A 23,218-nucleotide genomic window follows, 5' to 3' on the forward strand; every position below is an offset into this window, starting at 1 on the left:
TATATTATGATTTTAGGATTGTTACTGATAAGCAGGCAAAACCTAAATTACGATGAGTGCGGAGGATCTCTGTCTGTGCTGGTGGTAATTTAGGTTTTTATTTTTTTCAGGGGATGGTGATGGTGCAAAATTGAAGAAAAATCGAATGATGAAGTTTTATAGGATTGTTACTGGTCAGCAGGCAAAACCTAAACTACTTGTTCCTATTGTGGCAGGGGTAGTTTAGGTTTTTTATTTTTCAGCGGAAGGGATGAGGGGAAATGGGGATTCAGGCAGCAGCCAGAGACATTTTACAATTGGTCGGCGGGGAAGAAAATGTGCGTTCGCTTGTACATTGTGCGACGCGCTTGCGTTTTACGCTGAACGACCGCTCAAAAGCAGACAAAGAAAAAATAGAAGCTTTAGACGATGTCGTGACTGTTGTGGAAAGCGGCGGGCAGTTTCAGGTGGTCATCGGTAATCATGTTTCCGAAGTGTATCGCGAGATTGGAAAGATATCAAGTGTGCTGCAGGATGACCAAACAGAGCGTTATGCTCAGAAAGGGAATCTGTTCGGCCGGCTGGTTGATATCGTATCGAGCATTTTTACGCCTTTGCTTGGCGTGATGGCGGGAGCGGGAATTTTAAAGGGCCTGCTTATGATCTGTACAAATGCCGGCTGGCTCAAAACTGAGGATACAACTTACACGATTTTGTATGCCGCCGCAGACAGCCTGTTTTATTTTCTGCCATTGCTGCTTGCCATTACAGCTGCCCGAAAATTCGGCGCAAACGTGTTTGTGTCTGTCACGGTTGCGGGGGCGCTCATCTATCCAACCATTATTGAACTGAAGAATGGCAATGCGGATACCGATTTTTTTGGCATTCCTGTTGTTTTAATGAATTACACATCAACCGTTATACCGATCATCCTGGCGATTTTTGTGATGAGCTGCATGGAGAAGTTTCTAAACAGGCTGATTCATGACAGTGTAAAAACCTTCATCACGCCGCTGATCTGTTTAGTGACGGTCGTGCCGCTCACATTAATCGTGTTCGGGCCGATTGGCGTAAATGCCGGGAATGGCATCGCGGCTGTGATTCTGGCGATCTTTCATTTTAATCCGATGCTGGCCGGTGCCGTGATCGCAGCCCTTTGGCAGATCCTTGTCATCTTCGGCATTCACTGGGGTATCGTGCCGGTTATTTTAAACAATATTGCGGTCAACGGGCAGGATTCTATCAAACCGGCTACAGCAGCTGCTGTGTTTGCCCAAACAGGTGCCGCCATCGGAGTCATGTTAAAAACGAAAAATAAAAAATTGAAGACGCTTGCGGGCTCCGCCGCTGTCACCGGAATTTTCGGCATTACGGAACCTGCCGTTTATGGGGTGACGCTCCGACTGAAAAAACCTTTTGTATGCGGTGTCATCAGTGCGGCTGTTGGCGGGGCGATTATCGGGCAGGCTCACAGTGTGGCCATCGCTTCAGGTGCGCCGGGTCTATTGACCATCCCGATTTTCTACGGACAGGGGTTTGCAGGCTTTATCTTGGGAATCTCGGTATCTTTTATTCTCTCAATTATCCTAACGTACATTGTCGGTTTTGAAGATCCCGCGGAAGAAAAAGCAGATGCCAAAACGGAACCGCCAGCACCTGTCGCACATCATGAACAGATCAGCAGTCCATTAGAAGGAAGCGTGATTCCGTTAGCGGAAGTGAAGGATAAGGTGTTCGCATCGGAGACGCTTGGAAAGGGGATTGCGATTTTGCCGGAGAAAGGCCGGCTGGTGGCTCCGGCAGATGGCGTGATATCGACCGTTTTCCCGACTGGCCATGCATTCGGCATGATCACCCATCAGGAAACAGAAATCCTGATTCACCTCGGATTTGATACGGTGAAGCTGGAAGGAAAACACTTTTATCCTAAAGTGGTGCAGGGGCAAGCCGTCAAACAAGGCGATCTGCTGGCTGAATTTGATTTAGAGGAGTTAATAAAAGCAGGGTTTGATATGAACACGCCGATCATCATCACAAACACAGATCAATATACCGACGTCATTCAAACTGATCAAAAGCAAGTCAAAACAGAAGAAAGAATTCTTTCTTTAATCTAAAACATTGGAGGAACAAACGATGAACTATAACAAACTTGCGGCATTTCCGGAGAACTTTTTGTGGGGAGCATCAACTTCTGCTTATCAGGTTGAAGGCGCGTGGAACGAAGATGGAAAGGGACCTTCAGTGATTGACGCCCGCGACAGCTATCCTGAGGGAACGACTGATTTTAAGGTAGCCAGCGACCATTATCACCGTTATAAAGAAGACGTTGCGCTGTTTGCTGAAATGGGCTTTAAAGCATACCGTTTTTCTATCGCCTGGACGCGAATTATTCCTGATGGCGACGGAGACATCAATCCAAAGGGGATTGAATTTTACAGTAATCTGATTGATGAGCTGCTCAAATATAAGATTGAACCGATCGTCACGATGTATCACTTTGATCTGCCGAATGCATTGCAGGAAAAGGGAGGCTGGTCAAAGCGATCTGCAATTGACGCTTTTGAACGTTATTCGAAGGTGCTGTTTGAACACTTCGGTGACCGTGTCAAGTACTGGCTGACGATCAATGAACAAAACATGATGATCCTGCATGGAAGTGCGCTGGGCACACTTGATCCGAATCTGAAAAACCCGAAAAAAGAACTGTATCAGCAAAATCACCACATGCTGGTGGCACAGGCGAAGGCTATGAATCTATGCCATGAGATGCTGATGGAAGCCAAGATCGGCCCAGCTCCAAACATTGCGCTGATTTACCCGGCATCTTCAAAACCGGAAGATGTTGTCGCAGCCTTCAACTACAATGCAATCCGCAACTGGCTCTATTTAGATATGGCGGTTCACGGGCGTTATAACACGACAGCTTGGGCATATATGAAAGAAAAAGGCTATACGCCAGTCATTGAAGATGGTGATATGGAGATTCTGCGATCTGCGAAGCCTGATTTTATCGCATTTAACTACTACACGTCTCAAACGGCGGAAGCAAGCAAAGGCGACGGCTCGGACGAGGCAGCGCGAGGAGGAGACCAGCATTTGAAAACGGGAGAAGACGGCGTCTACCGCGGCAGCGCCAACCCGAACCTGAAGAAAAACGATTTCGGCTGGGAAATTGATCCGGTTGGCTTCCGTTCCACACTTCGTGAAATCTATGACCGCTACCAGCTGCCATTGATCATCACAGAAAACGGGTTAGGCGCTTTCGATCAACTAGATGAAAACGATACAGTTAATGACGATTACCGGATTGATTATATAAAGCAGCACATTGAACAAATTCAATGGGCGATTACAGACGGCGTTGACGTATTCGGCTACTCACCGTGGTCTGCGATTGACTTAATTTCCACTCATCAGGGCTGTTCTAAACGCTACGGCTTCATCTATGTCAATCGTGATGAATTCGACCTGAAAGACCTGCGCCGTATCCGCAAGAAAAGCTTTTATTGGTATAAAGAGCTGATTGCTTCGAATGGCGCGTCAATGAACCGATAGAAAAAATAAACAATTTATGAAAATAAATATATTTATGTAAATGATCCGAGCTCCTTGCCGATATGTATAGTATAAAATTGGAAAGGGGTTTGTATATGAAGAACAAAAAAATTGTTTCACTGCCTTTTTTGTGTACTGTGTTGCTTGTTGTTTTTAGTTTATGTATGAATTCAAATGCTGCCTCAGCGCAAAGTGTGTTAAAAGATAAACCAATCATGGAGCAGCAGGAAAAACTGAAAAAACAAAAGGAAACTGAGGATGTTTCATTAAATCAAGCGAAGCAAGTAAGCCTTAAAACGGACAATAAAACAGAAAAGATGAAAGTGAAGAAGCCTTCGAATGAGAATGTTTTTAAAACAAGTTCCATGTACAACTCCGATGACCAGGTTTTCAATACAACCTCTGTCCTTGATGAAAATAATCCTGATGATATGTACTTTTTCAGTACTTCGTCAGATCGAACCCTTATCACAAGAATTCTTTCAGACAACAGCGATTACCATCTGAAATTGTATGTTGTCAATTGGGATACAGGAGAAGCTCAGCCGTCTAATATATCAATGGCAGCAGGGAACTTAGTGCTTTTAAAAGAGCTTCCCGCTGGCGATTATATGATCCGGGTTTCCTCTGAAGGAACGACGGGAGATTCATATAACATTCAGTTAAATGCGAAAAACCCTTCAAATTATTCAAGTGTAAAATCGGTAACGTCTAATTTACAAGCCTTTGTTGCTGAGTATGGAGACGGTTCCGTTTATGCTAATGGTACACTGCTGTACAATTCTAATACGAAAACATCTTCATTAGACTGGGAAAGAGAATATTATTTTTCCTATGGAGGCGGGTATAATCAGCGCACCCATTCCATTTCTGATGTGAAGGTTAAAAATATTTCTGACCCTGTCACTTATCGTTCGAGTTATGCAAGTTCAAGCTCAGCCATCATGGTTTACTTAGACACAGGCACGCTTTTTATGCATCATGTATCAGCTTATCAGTCCGGGGTAGGTTATGATGATTCTTTCCTTGATACGTTAGGTAAAAAAACACCTAGAAGGCTTGATGCGGATGATCAGAACTATGGGGACCATATATTGATCGTTGATCTGAAAACCGGCAAAGCGATAGACTTTTTCAGTGTTTTAAATTACTACTATGCTTCAGGTGCTGAAAGCTTGCCTGTCATAAAATATATCAACTAAATTACCAAAAAAGGATTTCCGGCAGCGGAAATCCTTTTCTCACGTTAAAACGAAATAATCCCAATCAGCAGTGCCGCAATCGTCATCACAATGGTTGTTCCCACTGCCCATTTGATCGTGAATTTTTGATGGTCGCCAAAGCTGACGCCCGCCATTCCGACCAATAAATAAGTGGAGGGAACGAGAGGACTGAGCAAATGCACAGGCTGGCCCAGCAAAGAGGCTCTGCCGATTTCTGCGGCATCTATTCCGTAAGCAGCGGCGGCTTCCGTGATGATCGGCAGAACACCGAAGTAAAAGGCGTCATTCGACATAAAAAAGGTAAATGGCATGCTGACGATGGCTGTAATCAAGGGCAGGTGCGGGCCCATGGCGTCAGGGATGAGTGATACGAGAGAATGCGCCATGGCGTCTACCATTTTTGTGCCCGACAAAATGCCTGTGAAAATGCCGGCGGCAAATACCATGGAGACAACGTTTAACGCATTTCCTGCATGCGCTGAGATTCGCTTTTGCTGCTCTTTTACATTCGGATAGTTCACCATCAAGGCGATAGCAAATGCGATCATAAAAAGAACAGGAAGCGGGAGCAGGCTGGTGATCAAAGCGGCCATCAGCACGACAGTCAGCAGCAGGTTAAACCACTGGAGAGCGGGGCGTTTGAGCGGCGCAGTATCCGGATCGGAGGCGTGCTGGTGTTCAATTGAGATGACGCCGAGCCGTTTCCGTTCTTTTTTTCCTAGAATATAGGCTACGGCAAGCACCCAAAGAATGCCGGCAATCATAGCAGGAATCAGCGGAGTGAAGACTTCTGACGTGTCCAATTTGAGAGAAGCCAAAACCCTTGCAGTCGGCCCTCCCCACGGAATAATATTCATGACTCCCGACCCGAGCATTGCAATTCCCGCCAACACCAGCCGGTTCATGCCGAGCCGTTTGTATAGCGGAAGCATCGCAGCAATGGTAATCATATACGTTGTTGTCCCATCTCCGTCCAGCGAAATGGTCATCGTCAACACCGCTGTGCCGACAGCGATTTTTAATGGATCTCCTTTGACAAGGGATAAGATTTTGGCAATAAGCGGATCGAACAAACCTGAATCAATCATGATGCCGAAATACAGGATCGCAAATAATAGCATGATGCCTGTTGGAGCGAGGCCTGTTACACCCTGAAGCATCATATCGCCCAGGTCTTTGCCGAATCCGCTGATCAGGGCAAACACAACAGGAACGACAATCAAGGCAATAAGAGCGGAAAGCCGGTTAGACATAATAAGATACATGAAGACAATGATCATCACAAAACCAAGTATCGCAAGCACGATATGACCTCCCCCATTCAACAGCACAATTTTAGTAAGCGCTTCCACACTTCGGGAAGGCTTATTTCAAATATTTATGACCTCATGTTGACAAGTAGACCTAAAAACCTAGAGAGCAGATGAGCAGTTTATATGCAGATCGCCACGGGTAAATGTGCTGTAGAATGTTTATTTTTGAGATCTGGAATAGGAAAAGGGGGAGCAGACATGAGTGATGATCAAAACAAACGAGTCAATGAACACTCAAAAGACGAGCAGCTCGAACAGTACAGGGTCGATAACAGCGGAAAGAAAATGACGACAAACCAAGGTGTACGGGTGTCTGAGGACGAACATTCGTTAAAAGCCGGAGTTCGCGGCCCGACGCTGATGGAGGATTTTCACTTTCGGGAGAAGATGACCCATTTTGACCATGAGAGAATCCCTGAACGGATCGTGCATGCGCGCGGTTATGGCGTACATGGCTTTTTTCAGGTTTACGAACCGATGACAGAATTCACCCGGGCGAAATTTCTTCAGGACCCTTCGGTGAAGACACCCGTGTTTGTCCGGTTTTCAACAGTTGCGGGCTCCAAAGGCTCCGCTGACACGGTGCGTGACGCCAGAGGCTTTGCGACGAAATTCTATACCGAAGAAGGAAACTATGATCTAGTAGGCAATAATATCCCGGTGTTCTTTATTCAGGATGCGATCAAATTCCCGGATTTGGTGCATGCGTTTAAGCCTGAGCCGCACAATGAAATGCCTCAGGCCGCGACAGCTCATGATACGTTTTGGGACTTTGTCGCCAATAATCCAGAGTCGGCTCACATGGTGATGTGGACGATGTCTGACAGAGGCATTCCCCGCAGCTACCGGATGATGGAGGGCTTTGGCGTCCATACGTTCCGTTTTGTGAACGAACAAGGAAAGGCGCGTTTCGTGAAATTCCATTGGAAGCCGGTGCTCGGCGTGCATTCTCTCGTATGGGATGAAGCGCAGAAAATTGCCGGAAAAGACCCTGATTTCCACCGCCGCGACCTGTGGGAAACGATTGAAAACGGCGGCATTGTTGAATATGAGCTAGGCGTGCAGATGATAGATGAAGAAGATGAATTCAAATTTGACTTTGATATTCTTGATCCGACGAAGCTTTGGCCGGAAGAGCTTGTGCCGGTGAAGATCATTGGGAAAATGACGCTGAACCGCAATCAGGATAATGTATTTGCTGAAACTGAGCAAGTCGCATTCCACCCGGGAAATGTGGTGCCGGGCATTGACTTCACAAATGATCCGCTGCTGCAGGGACGGCTTTTCTCTTATACGGATACACAGCTGATCCGTCTTGGCGGCCCGAACTTCCACGAGATTCCGATTAACCGCCCGGTATGTCCGTTCCATAACAACCAGTACGACGGTTATCATCGGATGACCATCAACAAGGGGCCGGTCGCTTATCATAAAAACTCTCTGCAGAACAATGACCCGTCTCCTGCGTCAGCCGAAGAAGGCGGTTACGTCCACTATCAGGAGAAAGTAGAGGGCAGAAAAATCCGCCAGCGGAGCGACAGTTTCAATAATTACTACTCACAGGCAAAACTGTTCTGGAACAGCATGTCACCGGTTGAGAAAAAGCACATCATTTCTGCCTTTTGCTTCGAGGTCGGGAAGGTCAAAAGCAAAGATGTGCAGCGGCAGGTCGTAGATGTCTTCAGCAACGTAGATACTGTCTTGGCAGAAGAAATCGCCAAAGGAGTAGGTGTGGCGCCGCCGGCGAAACGCAAAGCATCAAAAGAAATCCTTACCTCACCTGCATTAAGCCAAGCCCGTACAGTGAAAACAGCGTCAACGAGGAAGGTCGCGGTTCTCGCCGGCAATGGTTTTGATGAAAAAGAACTGCAAACAGTGCTTGATACCTTAAAACAAGAAGGGATCACAGCGGATATCATCAGTCAAACGCTGGGGTACATCACAAGCGGCGCCGGACAGCAGCTTGAGGTCAGCGCCACATTCCTGACGACAGACTCTGTTCTGTATGACGCGGTTTATGCCGCAGGAGGACCTGAATTAAAAGAAGATAAACAAGCGATGGCGTTTATCAGAGAAGCCTACAATCACTATAAGGCGGTCGGCGCGGCAAACGAAGGAGTTGACCTCCTCAAATCAGCTGTCGGCACAAAAGAGGGGCCGGGCGTTGTGACAGCAAAAGACGAAGATGATTACACCGGCTTTAGCAAAGCGTTTATCGAAGCAGTTGCCGCCCACCGCCATTGGGATAGACGAATTTGATTCGCTCCTGTATCTTAGAGGAAGATACTTTTCATAAGGAGCATGACATATGAACGAAAAACAGCTCGCAGAGGCTTACGAGCGCGACGAAAATATGATGATATTAGTGTTTGCCCAATGGTGTGTGAACCATGATCTTGATCCGTTGGAGCTATATGCCAAAGCATATCCGCAGCAAAAGCTGAATGAAAGCTTGAAAAAAACAGTGGAAGAACTGATCGTGCCGAAGAACGAGTCAGAACACATACCTGACCAGACCGTCATTGCGGTGTTAGAGATGTTTGGGAATATTGATTTGGCACAAGCGGTTCACGAAGTGATTGCTGAGCGTAAACAGTAAAAAAGAGACAGTATGTTGTCTCTTTTTTATTTGGGAAAAATCGAGCAGATCGACCTAGAAACTTCTTTTCACTTCATCAGTCTATAAAAGTGTGCGTTACAGAAAAAAGGGAATGATAAACGAAGAAAATCAAAGGAGGAAATTGTATGAAATGGAATAGAATGATGAGACTCGCCGTTGCTGCTGCTGTCTTGCTTTTTAGTGTATTTGCATATGCGGCCCCATCTTTAAAAGCGGTTCAAGCGAAAACGCCGACTGTAAGCAGCCATACGTACAAAAAGATCAAGGAATTAAAGTATCCTCAGGTGCATCACATCGGGAATGCCGCGTTTGAAAAGAACATCAATCAAGAGCTGAAAGCCTACATTGAACAATCGTATCAGGAATATCTGAAAAACAAAAAAGCAGGCGAACAGCAGGGCTTCAACGCGGAATATCAAACATCCTTCAGCGTCAAATATAATGCGGCGGGCAAGCTCAGCATTCAAACGCTCAATTATATCTATTCAGGCGGCGCCCATGGTTTAACGTCTGTTCAGTCCTTCAACTACGACTTGAACACACACAAGCGGGTGACACTGAATCAGATTCTGAATACCAAAACTAAAGTCAGCAAAACGAAAGATTACCTATACAGCTATATCAAAAAACATGACACGCTGTTTTTCCCTGATGTAAAGAAAGAGGATATTATCCTTAACCAAAACACAACGTTTTACTTTACGAAAAACGGGATCGCCATCGTCTTCGGCCAGTATGACTTGGGACCTTATGCAGCCGGAATCCGTGACGTGCAGGTGCCTTCCTCTGTTTATCAATAATCAAAAGAGCCATATCCTTAAAAAGGGATATGGCTCCATTTTTCTACCACACAAACAGACCGACAATCGCAGCACTTAGTAAAGATACCGCAATTCCGCTGACGAGCAGCTTCCACACGTTTTTCCCGATGACCGTTGACTTTTCGCCGTCAAGGATCGAGTTGTACGTTCCGTAAATCATGCCGACAGTACTGAAGTTGGCAAATGACGTCAGGAATGTCGTCGCTACCGCAACTGTGTGAGGGGGCAGTGTTTTCAGATTGTTTTTCAAGTCAAGCATCGCAACAAACTCGTTCGTTGCCAATTTCATTCCCATCAGCTGCGCAACATACATCGCGTCGTGTACCGGCAGCCCAAGCAGGAATGCGAACGGACTGAAGAGATAAGCAAAAATCGTCTGGATGGTCAGGCCGTGTACGAAAACGCCAAGAATGCCATTGACTGCTGACGTTAACGCCACATATCCAATCACCATTGCCAAAATAACGATCACCATGTTCATGCCGACAAGCATACTGTTAGAAATCGTAGAGAAAAAGTCTTTTTTCTCTTCTTTAGGCGGTGTATAAATGATGTCTTCATCCTCCGGCACATGCACTGGATTCAGCAGGTTTGCGATAATCAGTGCGTTTAAGCAGTTTAAAGGAATGGCTGTAAACACGTATGTCGCCGGCACCATTGACAGGTAAGATCCAATAATGGAGCCGCTGATGCTGCTCATGCTCATTAAGCCGAATGTGAGCAGGCGGTTGTTGTTTAATACTGTGAGCTGCTGGCGAATGACTGCCAGAGCTTCTGTATTTCCCAAGAACATCATTTGAATAGAGAAAAAGCTTTCTAATTTCGGCAAGCGGGAAGCCTTTGAGATCACCCAGCCGATTTTATCAATCAGCCATGGCAAAATGCCGAAATATGTTAAAATGTCAAAGAATGTGACGATGAAAATAATTGGAAGAAGTGCGCTGAAGAAAAAGTCTACCGTTTCATTTGCCATCACAGAAGGGAAGGCAAACGCGATCCCGTCACTGGCACAAGCAATCAGCCAAGTGAAGAAATTTCCAATTTGTCCGATGGCCCAGCTGCCAATTTTTGTCCCCAGCATAAACCACGTAATCAAAAGCTCCAGAACAATTAACGTAATGATTGGACGCCACTGGATTTTCTTTTTCTGCGGGGAGCATAGGAACACAACTGCCATAATCACAATGAGACCGACAAGGTTTAATAAAAAGTACATGATAGCAACTCCTATGAGGTTTATTATGGAAATGAAAAAAGCCCTTATCCTTCACAAATTCTGGAAGTGCAGAAAGTGTGAAAAATAAGAGCAAACAGAAAAGAACTTGTCCTTTTCAACTCGTTCAAATTTATTCAAACTTTCTTGTAGTCTAGTTTTTTACGGTTACTAGGTAGAAACAATCAGACCTTATTACTGATTATATACAAGAATGTCTTTTTTCTAAGATGATAGCAGTATTTTATCCTTTCACTTTTTGAAAATCAACCTTTTTAACTATTTTCAAAATAATAAATTTATATTTCGAAGTCGAGAAAATAAAGGAAAATCACATTGGATTGCTATGCTGAAATTGTGATCAGGAATGAAGATTTCATCATCACAGGCACGTCAAGAGGAATTGGTGAAGAAATGAATACATGCTGACCATCGGCTGTACTGTATGTCAAGACAGCCTAATCAAAGGCTGATCGAACAACATGAAGCGGAGGAGATGATACAAATACCTGCAGATCAATTAACCTATGGTGATCACCTCCATTTTATGAAGCGCAACAAGCACATCAAAACGGATAAGCGAATCATGAATATCTCGTCAGCTTCCAGCTAAATATCTGCTGCCTTCACAAAGCTGCTGCAGCACGTCAAAAGCGGGGCTGAATTCATTTTCTAAAAGCATCAGTCTGGAGCAGGTGGATCAGCTGTATCCCGGATTGATTGATACCCGGCTGCAAACTGAAATCCGATCCGTTCGTAAAGAGGATTTTCCTGATGCTGATCAATTCATTCAGTTAGAGAAAGAAGGAAGATTGCAGTCTGCTTATTAATTGACCTTCTGAACAGTGAGGAGTTCGGGCAGCCGCCTCTCGGTGAGAAACTTGTTCCTATTTCTGGATGATTGTTGTATCATAATAGCGGGGAAACCCTCTATGCAGCAAAAAGGAGTTCTTTTTTATGATTATTCAATTCATTCGTTATAGATAATGACAGGTATAGACGACATTCCAGACCTGGCCAAAAAGTTAGATAGGCCCAGGTTTATTTGTCTATGCCTTTTTCATTTATTTAAAAACGAATGAATGAGGTGTTTTTTGTGTCAAACATAAAGAAGCATGCTGCTTATATGAATCAATTTGTCTCTCAATTTCGATGCCCGATTTGCGATTCTTCAATGAAGGTCACATCTTGGAAAAGTTTGGTTTGTTTCAAGAGCGGGCATACGTTTGATATATCCCGGCATGGGTACGTAAATTTCCTGACAAAGCCGGTCAAAAGCAGCTATCGGGCGGGGCTTTTCGAAGCAAGAAGCCGGCTGATGGCAGAGTATCATTTTTTTGCACCGCTTCATCAGGCAATAGCTGACTTGATCAGTGACCGTAAGTCTGAAAAAGAGACGTTAACCATTTTAGACTGCGGATGCGGTGAGGGGACCCACTTGAAAGCGGTGTGCGATCTGCTTCAAGAAAAGAAAACAGTTCGCGGAATTGGGATTGATATTGCCAAGGATGGCATTTTACGAGCTTCAAAAAATAGTGGCGGAAAGCTGTGGGCCGTAGCCGATGTAGCTAATGCGCCCTTTCAAGACCGGCAATTTGATGTCATTCTATCGATTTTCTCACCTTCAAATTATGCAGAGTTTCACAGACTGCTGAAAAAAGATGGTTTGGTTATAAAGGTAGTTCCTCAAAGAGATTATTTAACAGAACTAAGGCGGGTTTTATACGCAGATTCAGAAAGACGAACCTATTCCAATACCCCTGCAATTGAGCGCTTTACCACACATTTTCAGCTCGATCATCTGATGAGGCTGCGTTATACCAAAACGCTTCATCAGCAAGGCGTAGAATGGCTTCTGAACATGACACCGTTAGCCTGGTCCGCATCGGCTGAAAAAATCAACCGGTTTAGAAAAATGGAATCGGCTCAGCTGACAGTTGATGTCGATGTATTAATCGGAACGAAATGAGTGAAAGAGGAAAGCTCCCAAAAAGGAGCTTTCCTTTCTTGTTTTCCGCAAAAACGGAAATTTCCACCGGATTGGAATAGTTATCTCACATTTTCCGTAAATATGGAAAGGGAAAGGCTTGAAATGGTGTTCTGGCAACTGGCACAGAACTTGCATTAGAAATGACGGAAAGGGAGGGGATATTTTGTAAACGCTTTCCTTTTCTCAGACAAGCGGAAAAGAGGGATGTTTGTGGACATTATTATTATTCTTTTGGCTTTGGGTTTGCTGATGTTTGTCGCCTATCGGGGATTTTCAGTCATTTTGTTTGCTCCGATTTGCGCCTTATTTGCTGTACTGCTGACAGATCCAAGCTTTGTGCTTCCTTTTTTCTCAACCATATTTATGGAAAAGATGGCGGGGTTTATTAAGCTGTACTTTCCAGTATTTCTGCTTGGCGCCATTTTCGGAAAGGTTGTCGAGATGTCCGGCTTGGCGGCTTCCATTGCGAAGACAATTGTCAGACTGGTCGGGGCGAAACGAGCAACACTCGCTATCGTATTGATGGGCGCCATTTTAACGTACAGCGGAGTCAGCCTGTTTGTTGTCGTCTTTGCTGTATACCCCTTTGCGAAAAATATGTTCAAAGAAGCTGACATCCCGAAGCGCCTCATACCGGGAACGATTGCTCTCGGGGCATTTACTTTTACAATGGACGCACTGCCGGGTACACCGCAAATCCAAAATGTAATTCCTACGACGTTTTTCAAAACAGACATTTACGCCGCCCCTTGGCTTGGTATGATCGGTGCGGTGTTTGTGCTGGCGGCAGGTATGTTCTACTTGGAATCGAGGCGCAAAAAAGCAGAGAAAACGGGCGAAGGCTACGCCGGTTTTCAATCGGAGATTTCTGCCGCGCGTGAGCCATCTGATCTTGCCCCAGAACAAAGCCCGCCGGTCTTAGAGCCTGACACAAGTAAGGTCCGGCACGCACTCGCTTTTGTTCCTCTTATTCTCGTTGGTTTGATGAACAAATGTTTCACCACGTTCCTTCCCAAGTGGTATCCGAATGAATTTGATTTTTCCGCCATAGGATTGGGAGAGTTCGGGAAACTTGATATCTCCTCCGCGGTTGCCATTTGGTCAGTGGAGCTGGCCCTCCTGATCGGAATCATCGCAACCATTTTGTTTGATTGGAGAAAAGTGTTTGGACAGCTAAAGGAAGGGCTGAATGAAGGGATCGGCGGCGCTTTGCTTGCATCGATGAATACAGGCGCCGAGTATGGTTTCGGCGGTATCGTTGCTGCGCTGCCGGGGTTTCATAAGCTGAGCAGCGGCATTTCACATACGTTTACGGATCCGCTTGTAAACGGAGCTGTGACGACAACAACGCTGGCAGGGATCACCGGATCGGCCTCAGGGGGAATGGGAATCGCGTTAAGCGCGATGTCTGATCAATATTTAAAAGCGATTCAGACCTATCACATACCGCCTGAAGTGATGCACCGGGTCATTTCAATGGCATCAGGAGGCATGGATACGCTTCCGCATAATGGGGCGGTGATCACCCTGCTGGCTGTGACGGGTCTGACCCATCGCCAATCGTATCGGGATATTTTTGCGATTACTCTCATCAAAACCGCCGCCGTATTTGTGATTATCGCGATTTACAGTTTGACGGGCCTTGTATAGGACAAAACGAAAGGGGAATCAGATATGGGAAAAGTGCTGTCATCAAGTAAGGAAGCCGCAGAACTCATTCGGGAGGGGGATACACTGATCGCGGGCGGATTCGGCCTGTGCGGAATTCCCGAGCAGCTCATTCTGGCGATAAGGGATAAAGGGGTAAAAGATTTAACCGTCGTCAGCAATAATTGCGGAGTTGATGATTGGGGGCTCGGCCTTCTGTTGGCAAACAAGCAAATCAAAAAAATGATCGCCTCCTACGTTGGTGAAAACAAAATTTTTGAAAAGCAATTTTTAAGCGGAGAATTGGAAGTGGAATTGGTTCCCCAAGGGACGCTCGCTGAAAGAATCCGAGCAGGCGGAGCAGGCATACCGGGATTTTATACAGCCACAGGCGCCGGAACCACCATCGCTGACGGGAAAGAGCATAAAACCTTTGACGGACGCACATATGTGTTAGAAAAAGGAATTACTGGGGACGTCGCCATTGTAAAAGCGTGGAAAGCGGACACCATGGGAAATTTAGTTTTTCGGAAAACGGCAAGAAACTTCAATCCGGTTGCCGCCATGGCGGGAAAGATCACAATTGCCGAGGCAGAAGAAATTGTTGAGACGGGAGAGCTCGATCCCGACCACATCCACACGCCTGGTATTTACGTACAGCATGTTGTGCTCGGCACACATGAAAAGCGGATTGAAAAACGAACCGTTCGGCAAGCGAAGGGAAAGGAGGCGGCACAATGAAGGAAGCCAGAAAACGAATGGTCAAACGTGCTGTAAAGGAAATAAAAGACGGTATGAACGTCAATCTTGGGATAGGGATGCCGACACTTGTCGCAAATGAGATACCCAAGGGCGTGCATGTAATGCTTCAATCAGAAAACGGTTTGCTCGGGATCGGCCCGTATCCGCTGGAAGGAACGGAAGACCCGGATCTGATAAATGCGGGGAAAGAAACGATCACCGCCGTAACAGGCGCATCCTATTTTGACAGCGCGGAATCCTTTGCGATGATACGAGGCGGGCATATCGACCTGGCCATCCTTGGGGGCATGGAGGTTTCTGAGCAAGGGGATTTGGCGAACTGGATGATTCCGGGCAAAATGGTGAAGGGAATGGGCGGCGCTATGGACTTGGTCAACGGGGCTAAGCGAATCGTCGTCATCATGGAGCACGTCAATAAACATGGGGAATCGAAGGTGAAAAAACAATGCTCCCTCCCGCTGACAGGACAGAAAGTCGTTCATCGGCTGATTACTGATTTAGCAGTTTTTGATTTTGATAATGGACATATGACACTGACTGAGCTCCAGGACGGCGTCACGCTGGAAGAGGTATATGAGAAAACTGAAGCTGACTTCGCCGTAAGCCAGTCAGTCATCCGGCAAAAATCTTGAGCAGGAAGGTGTATGTCATGAAAAAACAAGTCGCTCTTGTGACAGGCGCAGCCGGCGGAATCGGATTTGAAATCGCAAAGGAATTCGCCCGGGAAGGCGCCGATGTCATTATTTCAGATGTAAATCCAAAAGCGTGCGGTGAGGCCGCTGCCAAGCTGAACGAGGAAGGCTTTAGCGCCACGGGCATTCCATGTGACGTAACAAAGGAAGAGCAAATCGCTGATATCGTCCATACTATCAAGACCCGATACGGACGTTTGGATACTTTGGTGAATAACGCAGGCATACAGCATGTCGCGCCGATTGAAGAGTTTCCGACAGAACGGTTTGAACAGCTTATTCGCGTCATGCTGACCGCGCCATTCATCGCAATGAAGCATGTCTTTCCCCTTATGAAAAAACAGCAGTTCGGCAGGATCATCAATATCGCGTCTGTGAACGGACTGGTGGGGTTTGCGGGAAAAGCCGCTTATAACAGCGCAAAGCATGGCGTCATTGGGCTGACAAAGGTGGGGGCGCTGGAAGGCGCGCCCCACGGGATTACGGTGAATGCACTCTGCCCGGGATATGTGGACACACAGCTTGTCCGCAATCAGCTGAGCGATCTTTCTAAAACAAGAAATGTTCCCTATGAATCGGTTCTGGAAGAGGTGATTTTTCCGCTTGTGCCGCAAAAACGTCTTCTCTCGGTGAAAGAAATTGCTGATTATGCCGTATTTTTGGCGAGTGAAAAGGCGAAAGGCGTCACAGGGCAGGCGGTCGTGCTGGATGGAGGCTACACAGCTCAATAATAGATTCTTGTATTCATAGGAGGCTCTCGTTTATCATAAGGTTGAAAGCGATTACAAAATGTGACGGGAGCGACAGGGAGATGAAACATTCTATTAAAAGATTACCCTTTGAATGGCTGGATGAAATCATCAACCTTGCGGCGGAATGTATTGTTGTGGTTGATCATGAGGGGAAAATTCTCTATATCAATCCGGCGTACTGTGACTTTCTTAAAAAAACAGAGGAAGAAGCGATAGGAAAACCCGTTCAGGACGTGATTGAAAACTCGAGAATGCACATCGTGGCGAAGACGGGGCGGACAGAGGCTGCCGCTATTCATCCGATTAACGGCAGCGAAATGATCGCCAACCGGTATCCGCTCTATGTGAACCAGCAGCTTGTAGGAGCGGTCGGAACCGTTATGTTTCGCAATCCGCAGGAATGGATGGATTATTCAAGAAAAATTAAACCCCTCCTCAATGAACTCAATTACTACAAAAATAGATACGAAAAAGAGCTTTTCAGTAAATATCATTTTGGCGATTTGATCGGAAACAGCTCTCTCTTTATGGAAGCGAAACGGCTGGCTGAACGGGTATCTGACAGCCAATCGGCCGTTTTGCTTTTAGGAGAATCAGGCACGGGAAAAGAGCTGTTTGCACACGCCATCCATCAGAACAGCCGCCGCCGGTATGCTCCCTTTCTGCGCGTCAACTGCGCCTCGATCCCAGAGCATTTGTTTGAATCAGAAATGTTCGGATACGAAGACGGCGCTTTTACGGGGGCAAAAAAAGGCGGGAAAAAAGGAAAATTCGAACTTGCGCATCAAGGAACCATTTTCCTTGATGAGGTAGGTGATATGCCGCTGCATATGCAAAGCAAAATCCTTCGCGTACTGCAGGAGAAAGAGATAGAGCGGATCGGCGCAAGAAGCCCGGTCCCAATAGATGTACGAGTGATTGCGGCGACACACCGAAATCTCGAAGAAATGGTCCGGGAAGGAGACTTCCGGCAAGACCTCTATTACCGACTGAATGTGATCAACATTCAAATCCCGTCCTTAAGAGAGCGCATAGAGGATGTAGTGCCGATCGCGGGGCTTCTATTAAAAAAACTTGAACGGAAATTTGGCTTTGATGGCTTGGAGCTTTCTAAAGAAGCAATTGCAGTGCTTCAGAGCTATTCTTGGCCGGGCAACATACGAGAATTGGAAAATGTCCTAGAACGGGCTGTCAACGTCCTCGACGGCAAACGAATCGAACCGAAACACCTGAATCTCACTCCTGAAGATCAACCCATCCAAAGAACAATCAAAATCCGGGAATATCAATCTATACAGCCATTAAAAGAGACAATCGCTGAGGCGGAAAAAAACGCGATCATCGAGGCGCTTGCCGCAGCAGACGGCAATAAAATAAAGGCAGCAAAGCTATTAGGCATAGGAAAAACAAGCTTATATGAAAAATGCAAAGCCTATCAAATTGAGCAGGCATAAAAAAACACACATGCCCCGCCAGGGAATCAAGTGTGTTTTTCTGTTCCTTATTTCCAAACATCGTTAGCGATCTCAACAACATGGCGCAGCTTCGCCCATTGCTGTTCCTCGGTCAGCTTGTTGCCTTCCTCAGTCGAAGCGAATCCGCATTGCGGGCTCAGGCACAACTGATCTAGGCTGACATAACGGGACGCCTCTTCGATACGGCGTTTTACTTCGTCCGGATGTTCAAGCTCACCGAATTTAGATGTCACCAAGCCTAGGACAAGCTGAAGATCAGAGCGTTTCACGTAACGAAGCGGTTCGAATCCGCCTGAGCGTGAATCATCATACTCTAAGAAAAGCCCATCCAGATTCAAGCCGTCAAAAATGGTTTCCGCCGCCGCATCATAACCGCCTTCAGCTGTCCAAGTGGACTGGAAGTTGCCGCGGCAAATATGCATGGTAATGGTCATATCATCCGGACGGTCGGCAATTGCGTCATTGATCGACTTCGCAAACAGCTGGCGAAGCTCGTCAGGCGTTGTTCCGAATGCTTCCACTTGTTTCAAGCCTTTTTCAGATAAGAAAACAGCCCATGCTGTATCATCAAGCTGGAGGTAACGGCAGCCTCTGTCATAAAACGCTTGAATCGCTTTTTTATACGCTTTTGATACATCATGCTGGAAAAGAGCATAATCGTTTTTGTATGCATCCTTTTCCAATCTGCCGCGGAAAAAGAGCATATTCGGACTTGGAATTGTCATTTTTGGCGTTGCATCACCAGCGATGCCATGTAAAAATGAGTAATCTTCGAGCATTGGGTGATTTGAGAAATCAATATCGCCTGTTACTTTGATGCCGCGTGCTTTTGTCTGCACATTATGGAACTGAATACCCTGTTCAGGTATAAACGGCTCAACGCCATCCAGATTTTCAAGGAAATCAAAATGCCACCACGCTCTGCGGAATTCCCCGTCTGTCACGACGTTCAGGCCGGTTTCTTTTTGTTTTTCCACAATGCGGATGATTTCATCGTTTTCAATCTGGCGAAGCTGTTCGGCAGTGATTTCGCCGGCCGCCTTTTGCAGCCGCGCTTTTTTGACGGGCTCAGATCTCAGCAGGCTTCCGACTTGATCCGCGCGAAACGGCGTTTTTTTTCTCTGAAGCGATTGTTTTTGTTCTGCGGGTGTTGTTTGCTGTGACATGTTGTTCATTCCTTCTTTCCATTCGAATATAAAAAAGCTCTTCCTTTGGATAAGGAAGAGCTTGCGTGAACAATCTCAACCTTATCTTCTAGAGCAAAAATCTGCTCTAAAGGATTTAGCACCATTCTGTTAAACAGCGGTTGCCGGGTATCGCAGGGCCAGTCCCTCCACCTCTCTTGATAAGGAAAACATTTTTATGAAATTTTCTGATAGTATCTATTATTCACACATTTCTCTTTTCTGTCAATGATAGATTATTTCCACACATCATTGGCAATGTCGACCACATGACGGAGCTTCGCCCACTGCTGCTCCTCAGTCAAAAGGTTTCCTTCTTCTGTTGAAGCGAAACCGCACTGCGGGCTCAAGCAAAGCTGATCTAAGCTGACAAAGCGCGCAGCTTCGCTGATTCGGCGTTTGACATCCTCTGGGTCCTCAAGTTCTCCGTATTTGGATGTAATCAAGCCTAAGACAATCTGCAGATCCTTGCGTTTGACAAAACGAAGCGGGTCAAAGTTTCCGGAGCGGTCATCATCGTATTCCAGGAACAAGCCGTCAAGGTCTAAACCGTCAAGAATCGTTTCCGCTACAGCGTCGTATCCTCCAGATGCCGCCCAAGTTGAACGGAAGTTGCCGCGGCAAATGTGCATCGTGACCGTTAAGTCGTCAGGACGGTCCGCCACTGCATCGTTAATCGTTTTGGCAAACAACGCAGGCAATGTTTCCGGATCACCGCCGAGGGCTCGGACAACCTCTCTGCCTTTTTCTTCAAAGAAGAGAGACCATGACGTATCATCGAGCTGAAGATAGCGGCAGCCCGCATCATAGAAAGCGTTAATCGCTTTTTTGTACGCCTGGGCCAGATCATGAAAATATTCCTCCTGATCGGGATATACGCCTTGATCAGCTTTTTCACCGAAAAACAGCATATTCGGACTTGGAATTGTCAGTTTTGCTGTCGCATCTCCGGCAATGCTGTGTAAAAATTGATAATCGGCAAGCGCCGGATGGCTGGTGAAATCCAGTTTTCCCGTCACCTTAATGCTGCGGGCTTTTGTTTTCGCGTTATGGAACTGAATTCCTTCAGCCGGGATGAACGGTTCCACTCCGTCGAGCCCTTCCAGGAAATCGTAATGCCACCACGAACGGCGGAACTCTCCGTCGGTTACAACGTTTAGGCCGATTTCCTTTTGCTTTTCGACAATGCGGGTGATTTCTTTATTTTCAATATCACGAAGCTGTTCTGCCGTGATCTCGCCGGCCGCTTGTTTTTGCCGCGCCTCTTTTACTGGGGCGGATCGTAATAAACTGCCGACATGATCGGCGCGGAAAGGGGCTTTCTTTTGTTTTTCTGATTTCTGTGCTGCAAGGTTTACTTGTTGAGCCATATCATTCGCCTCTTTTCTAAAATGTTTGCTGCATGAAAAAAGCTCTTCCTTTGTGTAAGGAAGAGCTTGAACGATCAAATCTCTGCCTCATCTGCAAGAACGCGATGTTCTTAAGGATTTAGCACCATTCTGTATAAACAGCGGTTGCCGGGTATCATAGGGCCAGTCCCTCCACCTCTCTTGATAAGGTAAATCTTCTTATTGGATTTTCAATTATCTTAATATTAGTATTTTTGCATGAATTGTCAACAGTTTTTTAGAAAATTGACTTATCTTCACCGTCATACAATACCATATCCAGCACAATCGCGATGGCTGTGCAAATCAGCATTCCAATCTGGAGGCGATACGTATCACCCCAGCTGAGCCGCTTTTTGCTGATAGACATCCGCACATTCTGGCTGTAAATGTGAAAAGCATCTTTAAACGAAAAGATCCGTTGTTTCATCAATCATTCGATCATTACTGAAGTCTCCTTTTGTTTGGATAGGTTCCAGGAATAACGAAAAGGCTGCATGTATCTGCAGCCTTTTCATTTTATATGGTATGTCTTAGGAAAGATGCATCCGGCGTTTTTGGCGGATGGCGTCAAGGTCGATTAGGTTATTATGATGAGGAACGGGTGCAGGAAGAGGGCTTGTCTTTTGCGGTTTTCGTCTATTGTCTTTGCTGAATGAAAAGAGAAGATAGCCACATAATGCGATGATAATAAATAGGATCATTTTACATACCTCCCAAAAAAAGTTTTGGTATTCTCTATTGTACGGATAAAACGTCTAAAAGTATTCAAAAAATTCTAAATCAACTAATAATAAATGCGTATCCCTCAAAAATCCTTTTCTCCGATGACCTGAAAATAGTCTTGCATTAAGCCTGTGTTTTTCCTTTTGATTGGTTCTATAGTTACTATCGACGTTAAAATGAATTCCTTTATATAACTTTTAACCTAAATTTCTGTAATTCAAATTAACTATATATGGATAATGTGTTCTTCTTTGTTTGATGTATACCCTATTTTGAGGAATTGAACACAAAAAACCCAAATTACGGAGCATTTGGGCGGAAAATTGGAATGGTTGGCTGATTTGAGGGGAGTCCGGCGAAGGGTCAGAAAAAGCGTTTGAACATTCTTCTTATTTTTTTAAATGGGTTTGATCGTTTTGTTTGCATTTTGAGCGGGCGGGAAATCATCCATTTTTTGAACAGGCTTTTTGCGGCAATTGTGTTCTTCATCTTTGCATTTCCTCCTCATCCGTTGATAGTTGTTTTACGGACAGAGCTTTTAAAATGTTTCATTTTCACGCAAAAAAACCAGTCCTTTTTTGGACTGGTTTCTCAGCTTACGCCTGTTCTTCAAATAGCTTTGCAATCTCAACGATGACATTTACGGCTTTGACCATGTTGTCGGCTGAGATGTATTCAAATTTGCCGTGGAAGTTTTCCCCGCCGGTAAAGATGTTCGGCGTTGGAAGTCCCATATAGGAAAGCTGCGAACCGTCCGTGCCGCCGCGGATCGGAGAGATTTTCGGTTCGATGCCGAGGTTTTCCATCGCTTGTTTGGCAATGTTGACGATTTCGATGACAGGCTCAATTTTTTCTCTCATATTGTAGTATTGATCGTTCATATCAAGCTGAATGCGATTTTGTCCGTATTCGTTCTGGAGCTCTTCAACGATGCGCTGCATGGTTTCTTTTCTGTTTTGGAAGATGTTTTTGTCAAAGTCTCTGATAATGTAGTGGAGTTTGGTCTCTTCTACATCTCCCTGAATGGAAAGCAGGTGATAGAAGCCTTCGTAGCCCTCTGTATATTCAGGTGCCTCATCTGCCGGCAGCATGCTGTTCAGCTTCATTGCGATCTTCGCAGAGTTGACCATTTTGCCCTTTGCCGTGCCGGGATGTACATTGTTGCCTTTGATCGTGATTTTCGCCGCGGCAGCATTGAAGCTTTCATATTCAAGCTCACCGAGCGGGCCGCCGTCAACGGTATAGGCAAAGGAGGCATTGAATCGCCCAACTTCAAATTTGTGCGGGCCTCTGCCGATTTCTTCATCAGGTGTAAATGCAACTCTGATGGTGCCGTGCTTGATTTCAGGATGTTTGATGAGATAATCCATGGCTGTCATGATTTCGGCGATGCCAGCCTTATTGTCAGCGCCGAGAAGGGTTGTACCGTCTGTGGTGATCAGGGTGTGGCCTTTGTAGCCCGACAGTTCAGGGAATTGATCAGGCGATAGGATGACCTGCAGCTTTTCGTTGAGCGTGATGTCTTTTCCATCGTAGCTTTCAACGATTTGCGGATTCACATTTTTGCCGGTAAAGTCTGTGGCGGTGTCGACGTGGGCGAGAAAGCCGATCGTCGGCACGTCTTTGTCAGTATTGGAAGGAAGGGTTGCCATGACATAGCCGTTTTCATCAATGGCTGCGTCTTCCATGCCGATTGACTTTAATTCCTCAACAAGCATGTTTCCTAACGTCAATTGGCCGGGTGTGGAAGGGCAGGTGTCGACTGATTCATCGGACTGCGTGTCGACTTTTACGTATGTAGTAAACCGTTCAATGATGTCTTGTTTCATTTCCAATCATCTCCTTTGTTTTATTCTACCATGCCGGGATGAGAGA

19 protein-coding genes, 2 pseudogenes and 3 riboswitches are annotated in these 23,218 nt (G+C 45.8%); of the genes and pseudogenes, 13 read left to right on the forward strand and 8 right to left on the reverse strand.

What is annotated here, in order from left to right; translation table 11 throughout:
- Positions 1-260: 260 nt before the first annotated feature.
- The 3 genes from ACQVGS_RS01280 to ACQVGS_RS01290 all read left to right on the forward strand — a co-directional run bounded on the left by ACQVGS_RS01280 (position 261) and on the right by ACQVGS_RS01290 (position 4,739).
- Positions 261-2,096: a beta-glucoside-specific PTS transporter subunit IIABC gene (locus ACQVGS_RS01280; RefSeq protein ID WP_127696325.1), complete on the forward strand. Its 1,836-nt coding sequence runs from the start codon at positions 261-263 to the stop codon at positions 2,094-2,096.
- A 19-nt stretch (positions 2,097-2,115) separates the two neighbouring features.
- The gene (locus ACQVGS_RS01285; protein ID WP_491830758.1) at positions 2,116-3,537 is read left to right on the forward strand and encodes a glycoside hydrolase family 1 protein; all 1,422 of its coding nucleotides are present in this window, start codon (positions 2,116-2,118) and stop codon (positions 3,535-3,537) included.
- A gap of 95 nt (positions 3,538-3,632) precedes the next feature.
- Positions 3,633-4,739 carry a hypothetical protein gene (locus tag ACQVGS_RS01290; RefSeq protein ID WP_151174629.1) on the forward strand — a complete coding sequence of 369 codons (1,107 nt, stop codon included), beginning with the start codon at positions 3,633-3,635 and terminating at the stop codon, positions 4,737-4,739.
- Positions 4,740-4,783: 44 nt separating this feature from the next.
- On the opposite strand, the gene citH is transcribed toward ACQVGS_RS01290, so the two are convergent.
- The gene (citH, locus tag ACQVGS_RS01295) at positions 4,784-6,064 is read right to left on the reverse strand and encodes a citrate transporter CitH (RefSeq protein WP_010332446.1); all 1,281 of its coding nucleotides are present in this window, start codon (positions 6,062-6,064) and stop codon (positions 4,784-4,786) included.
- Between the two features lie 207 nt (positions 6,065-6,271).
- On the opposite strand from citH, the gene ACQVGS_RS01300 reads away from it, so the two are divergent.
- The 3 genes from ACQVGS_RS01300 (at position 6,272) to ACQVGS_RS01310 (ending at position 9,493) form a co-directional block, all read left to right on the forward strand.
- Positions 6,272-8,332: a catalase gene (locus ACQVGS_RS01300; RefSeq protein WP_254517942.1), complete on the forward strand. Its 2,061-nt coding sequence runs from the start codon at positions 6,272-6,274 to the stop codon at positions 8,330-8,332.
- Positions 8,333-8,381: 49 nt separating this feature from the next.
- Complete coding sequence (gene yxiS / locus ACQVGS_RS01305) at positions 8,382-8,672, forward strand: protein YxiS (RefSeq protein WP_024123376.1); 291 nt, start codon at positions 8,382-8,384, stop codon at positions 8,670-8,672.
- Positions 8,673-8,818: 146 nt separating this feature from the next.
- Positions 8,819-9,493, forward strand: coding sequence for a DUF3298 and DUF4163 domain-containing protein (locus ACQVGS_RS01310; protein WP_213418137.1), 675 nt, complete (start codon positions 8,819-8,821; stop codon positions 9,491-9,493).
- A 43-nt stretch (positions 9,494-9,536) separates the two neighbouring features.
- Here ACQVGS_RS01310 and ACQVGS_RS01315 read toward each other — a convergent pair whose 3' ends face one another.
- A complete protein-coding gene (locus tag ACQVGS_RS01315; protein WP_010332441.1) occupies positions 9,537-10,730 on the reverse strand; it encodes a NupC/NupG family nucleoside CNT transporter in 1,194 nt (397 codons plus the stop codon).
- Between the two features lie 127 nt (positions 10,731-10,857).
- Positions 10,858-10,959, reverse strand: a riboswitch (purine riboswitch).
- Positions 10,960-11,422: 463 nt separating this feature from the next.
- Between ACQVGS_RS01315 and ACQVGS_RS01320 the strand changes: the two genes are divergently transcribed.
- The 7 genes from ACQVGS_RS01320 to ACQVGS_RS01350 all read left to right on the forward strand — a co-directional run bounded on the left by ACQVGS_RS01320 (position 11,423) and on the right by ACQVGS_RS01350 (position 18,024).
- The gene (locus ACQVGS_RS01320; RefSeq protein WP_255002349.1) at positions 11,423-11,557 is read left to right on the forward strand and encodes a hypothetical protein; all 135 of its coding nucleotides are present in this window, start codon (positions 11,423-11,425) and stop codon (positions 11,555-11,557) included.
- Positions 11,558-11,853: 296 nt separating this feature from the next.
- Positions 11,854-12,696, forward strand: a complete 843-nt coding sequence (locus ACQVGS_RS01325) for a methyltransferase domain-containing protein (protein WP_151175183.1) — start codon at positions 11,854-11,856, stop codon at positions 12,694-12,696.
- 231 nt (positions 12,697-12,927) lie between these two features.
- Positions 12,928-14,367, forward strand: coding sequence for a GntP family permease (locus ACQVGS_RS01330; RefSeq protein WP_106021886.1), 1,440 nt, complete (start codon positions 12,928-12,930; stop codon positions 14,365-14,367).
- 24 nt (positions 14,368-14,391) lie between these two features.
- On the forward strand, positions 14,392-15,105 hold the full coding sequence (locus tag ACQVGS_RS01335; RefSeq protein ID WP_106019797.1) for a CoA transferase subunit A: 714 nt from the start codon (positions 14,392-14,394) through the stop codon (positions 15,103-15,105).
- Positions 15,102-15,758, forward strand: a complete 657-nt coding sequence (locus ACQVGS_RS01340) for a CoA transferase subunit B (RefSeq protein WP_254517940.1) — start codon at positions 15,102-15,104, stop codon at positions 15,756-15,758. The genes ACQVGS_RS01335 and ACQVGS_RS01340 overlap by 4 nt, the downstream gene beginning before the upstream one ends.
- A gap of 17 nt (positions 15,759-15,775) precedes the next feature.
- Positions 15,776-16,549, forward strand: coding sequence for a 3-hydroxybutyrate dehydrogenase (locus tag ACQVGS_RS01345; protein ID WP_103672452.1), 774 nt, complete (start codon positions 15,776-15,778; stop codon positions 16,547-16,549).
- An 80-nt stretch (positions 16,550-16,629) separates the two neighbouring features.
- A complete protein-coding gene (locus tag ACQVGS_RS01350; RefSeq protein ID WP_101859850.1) occupies positions 16,630-18,024 on the forward strand; it encodes a sigma-54 interaction domain-containing protein in 1,395 nt (464 codons plus the stop codon).
- Between the two features lie 47 nt (positions 18,025-18,071).
- Here ACQVGS_RS01350 and ACQVGS_RS01355 read toward each other — a convergent pair whose 3' ends face one another.
- The 6 genes and pseudogenes from ACQVGS_RS01355 to pepT all read right to left on the reverse strand — a co-directional run bounded on the left by ACQVGS_RS01355 (position 18,072) and on the right by pepT (position 23,172).
- Positions 18,072-19,211, reverse strand: coding sequence for a 5-methyltetrahydropteroyltriglutamate--homocysteine S-methyltransferase (locus ACQVGS_RS01355; protein ID WP_326208769.1), 1,140 nt, complete (start codon positions 19,209-19,211; stop codon positions 18,072-18,074).
- A gap of 78 nt (positions 19,212-19,289) precedes the next feature.
- Positions 19,290-19,397, reverse strand: a riboswitch (SAM riboswitch).
- Between the two features lie 68 nt (positions 19,398-19,465).
- Positions 19,466-20,599, reverse strand: a complete 1,134-nt coding sequence (locus ACQVGS_RS01360) for a 5-methyltetrahydropteroyltriglutamate--homocysteine S-methyltransferase (protein ID WP_185848453.1) — start codon at positions 20,597-20,599, stop codon at positions 19,466-19,468.
- Between the two features lie 84 nt (positions 20,600-20,683).
- Positions 20,684-20,789: riboswitch (SAM riboswitch) on the reverse strand.
- A gap of 66 nt (positions 20,790-20,855) precedes the next feature.
- Positions 20,856-20,999: pseudogene (locus ACQVGS_RS01365) on the reverse strand (LURP-one-related/scramblase family protein); the annotation flags it as partial.
- 151 nt (positions 21,000-21,150) lie between these two features.
- Positions 21,151-21,429 (reverse strand): annotated as a pseudogene (locus tag ACQVGS_RS01370) (hypothetical protein).
- Between the two features lie 277 nt (positions 21,430-21,706).
- Entirely contained in the window at positions 21,707-21,832 is a 126-nt protein-coding gene (locus tag ACQVGS_RS01375; protein ID WP_010332428.1) for a hypothetical protein, read from the reverse strand.
- Positions 21,833-21,939: 107 nt separating this feature from the next.
- Positions 21,940-23,172, reverse strand: a complete 1,233-nt coding sequence (gene pepT, locus ACQVGS_RS01380) for a peptidase T (RefSeq protein ID WP_106021889.1) — start codon at positions 23,170-23,172, stop codon at positions 21,940-21,942.
- Between the last annotated feature and the right edge of the window lie 46 nt (positions 23,173-23,218).

It is taken from the genome of Bacillus sp. SD127 (genome assembly GCF_058566445.1).

Bases quoted from the DNA above. Each gene is read 5' to 3' on its own strand.
- ACQVGS_RS01350 (WP_101859850.1), top strand. From the start codon at position 16,630: ATGAAACATTCTATTAAAAGATTACCCTTTGAATGGCTGGATGAAATC.
- pepT (WP_106021889.1), bottom strand. From the start codon at position 23,172: ATGAAACAAGACATCATTGAACGGTTTACTACATACGTAAAAGTCGAC.
- ACQVGS_RS01345 (WP_103672452.1), top strand. From the start codon at position 15,776: ATGAAAAAACAAGTCGCTCTTGTGACAGGCGCAGCCGGCGGAATCGGA.
- ACQVGS_RS01285 (WP_491830758.1), top strand. From the start codon at position 2,116: ATGAACTATAACAAACTTGCGGCATTTCCGGAGAACTTTTTGTGGGGA.
- ACQVGS_RS01325 (WP_151175183.1), top strand. From the start codon at position 11,854: ATGAATCAATTTGTCTCTCAATTTCGATGCCCGATTTGCGATTCTTCA.
- ACQVGS_RS01375 (WP_010332428.1), bottom strand. From the start codon at position 21,832: ATGAAGAACACAATTGCCGCAAAAAGCCTGTTCAAAAAATGGATGATT.
- ACQVGS_RS01300 (WP_254517942.1), top strand. From the start codon at position 6,272: ATGAGTGATGATCAAAACAAACGAGTCAATGAACACTCAAAAGACGAG.
- ACQVGS_RS01290 (WP_151174629.1), top strand. From the start codon at position 3,633: ATGAAGAACAAAAAAATTGTTTCACTGCCTTTTTTGTGTACTGTGTTG.
- ACQVGS_RS01340 (WP_254517940.1), top strand. From the start codon at position 15,102: ATGAAGGAAGCCAGAAAACGAATGGTCAAACGTGCTGTAAAGGAAATA.
- ACQVGS_RS01310 (WP_213418137.1), top strand. From the start codon at position 8,819: ATGAAATGGAATAGAATGATGAGACTCGCCGTTGCTGCTGCTGTCTTG.
- ACQVGS_RS01315 (WP_010332441.1), bottom strand. From the start codon at position 10,730: ATGTACTTTTTATTAAACCTTGTCGGTCTCATTGTGATTATGGCAGTT.
- ACQVGS_RS01280 (WP_127696325.1), top strand. From the start codon at position 261: ATGGGGATTCAGGCAGCAGCCAGAGACATTTTACAATTGGTCGGCGGG.
- ACQVGS_RS01360 (WP_185848453.1), bottom strand. From the start codon at position 20,599: ATGGCTCAACAAGTAAACCTTGCAGCACAGAAATCAGAAAAACAAAAG.
- ACQVGS_RS01355 (WP_326208769.1), bottom strand. From the start codon at position 19,211: ATGTCACAGCAAACAACACCCGCAGAACAAAAACAATCGCTTCAGAGA.
- yxiS (WP_024123376.1), top strand. From the start codon at position 8,382: ATGAACGAAAAACAGCTCGCAGAGGCTTACGAGCGCGACGAAAATATG.
- ACQVGS_RS01335 (WP_106019797.1), top strand. From the start codon at position 14,392: ATGGGAAAAGTGCTGTCATCAAGTAAGGAAGCCGCAGAACTCATTCGG.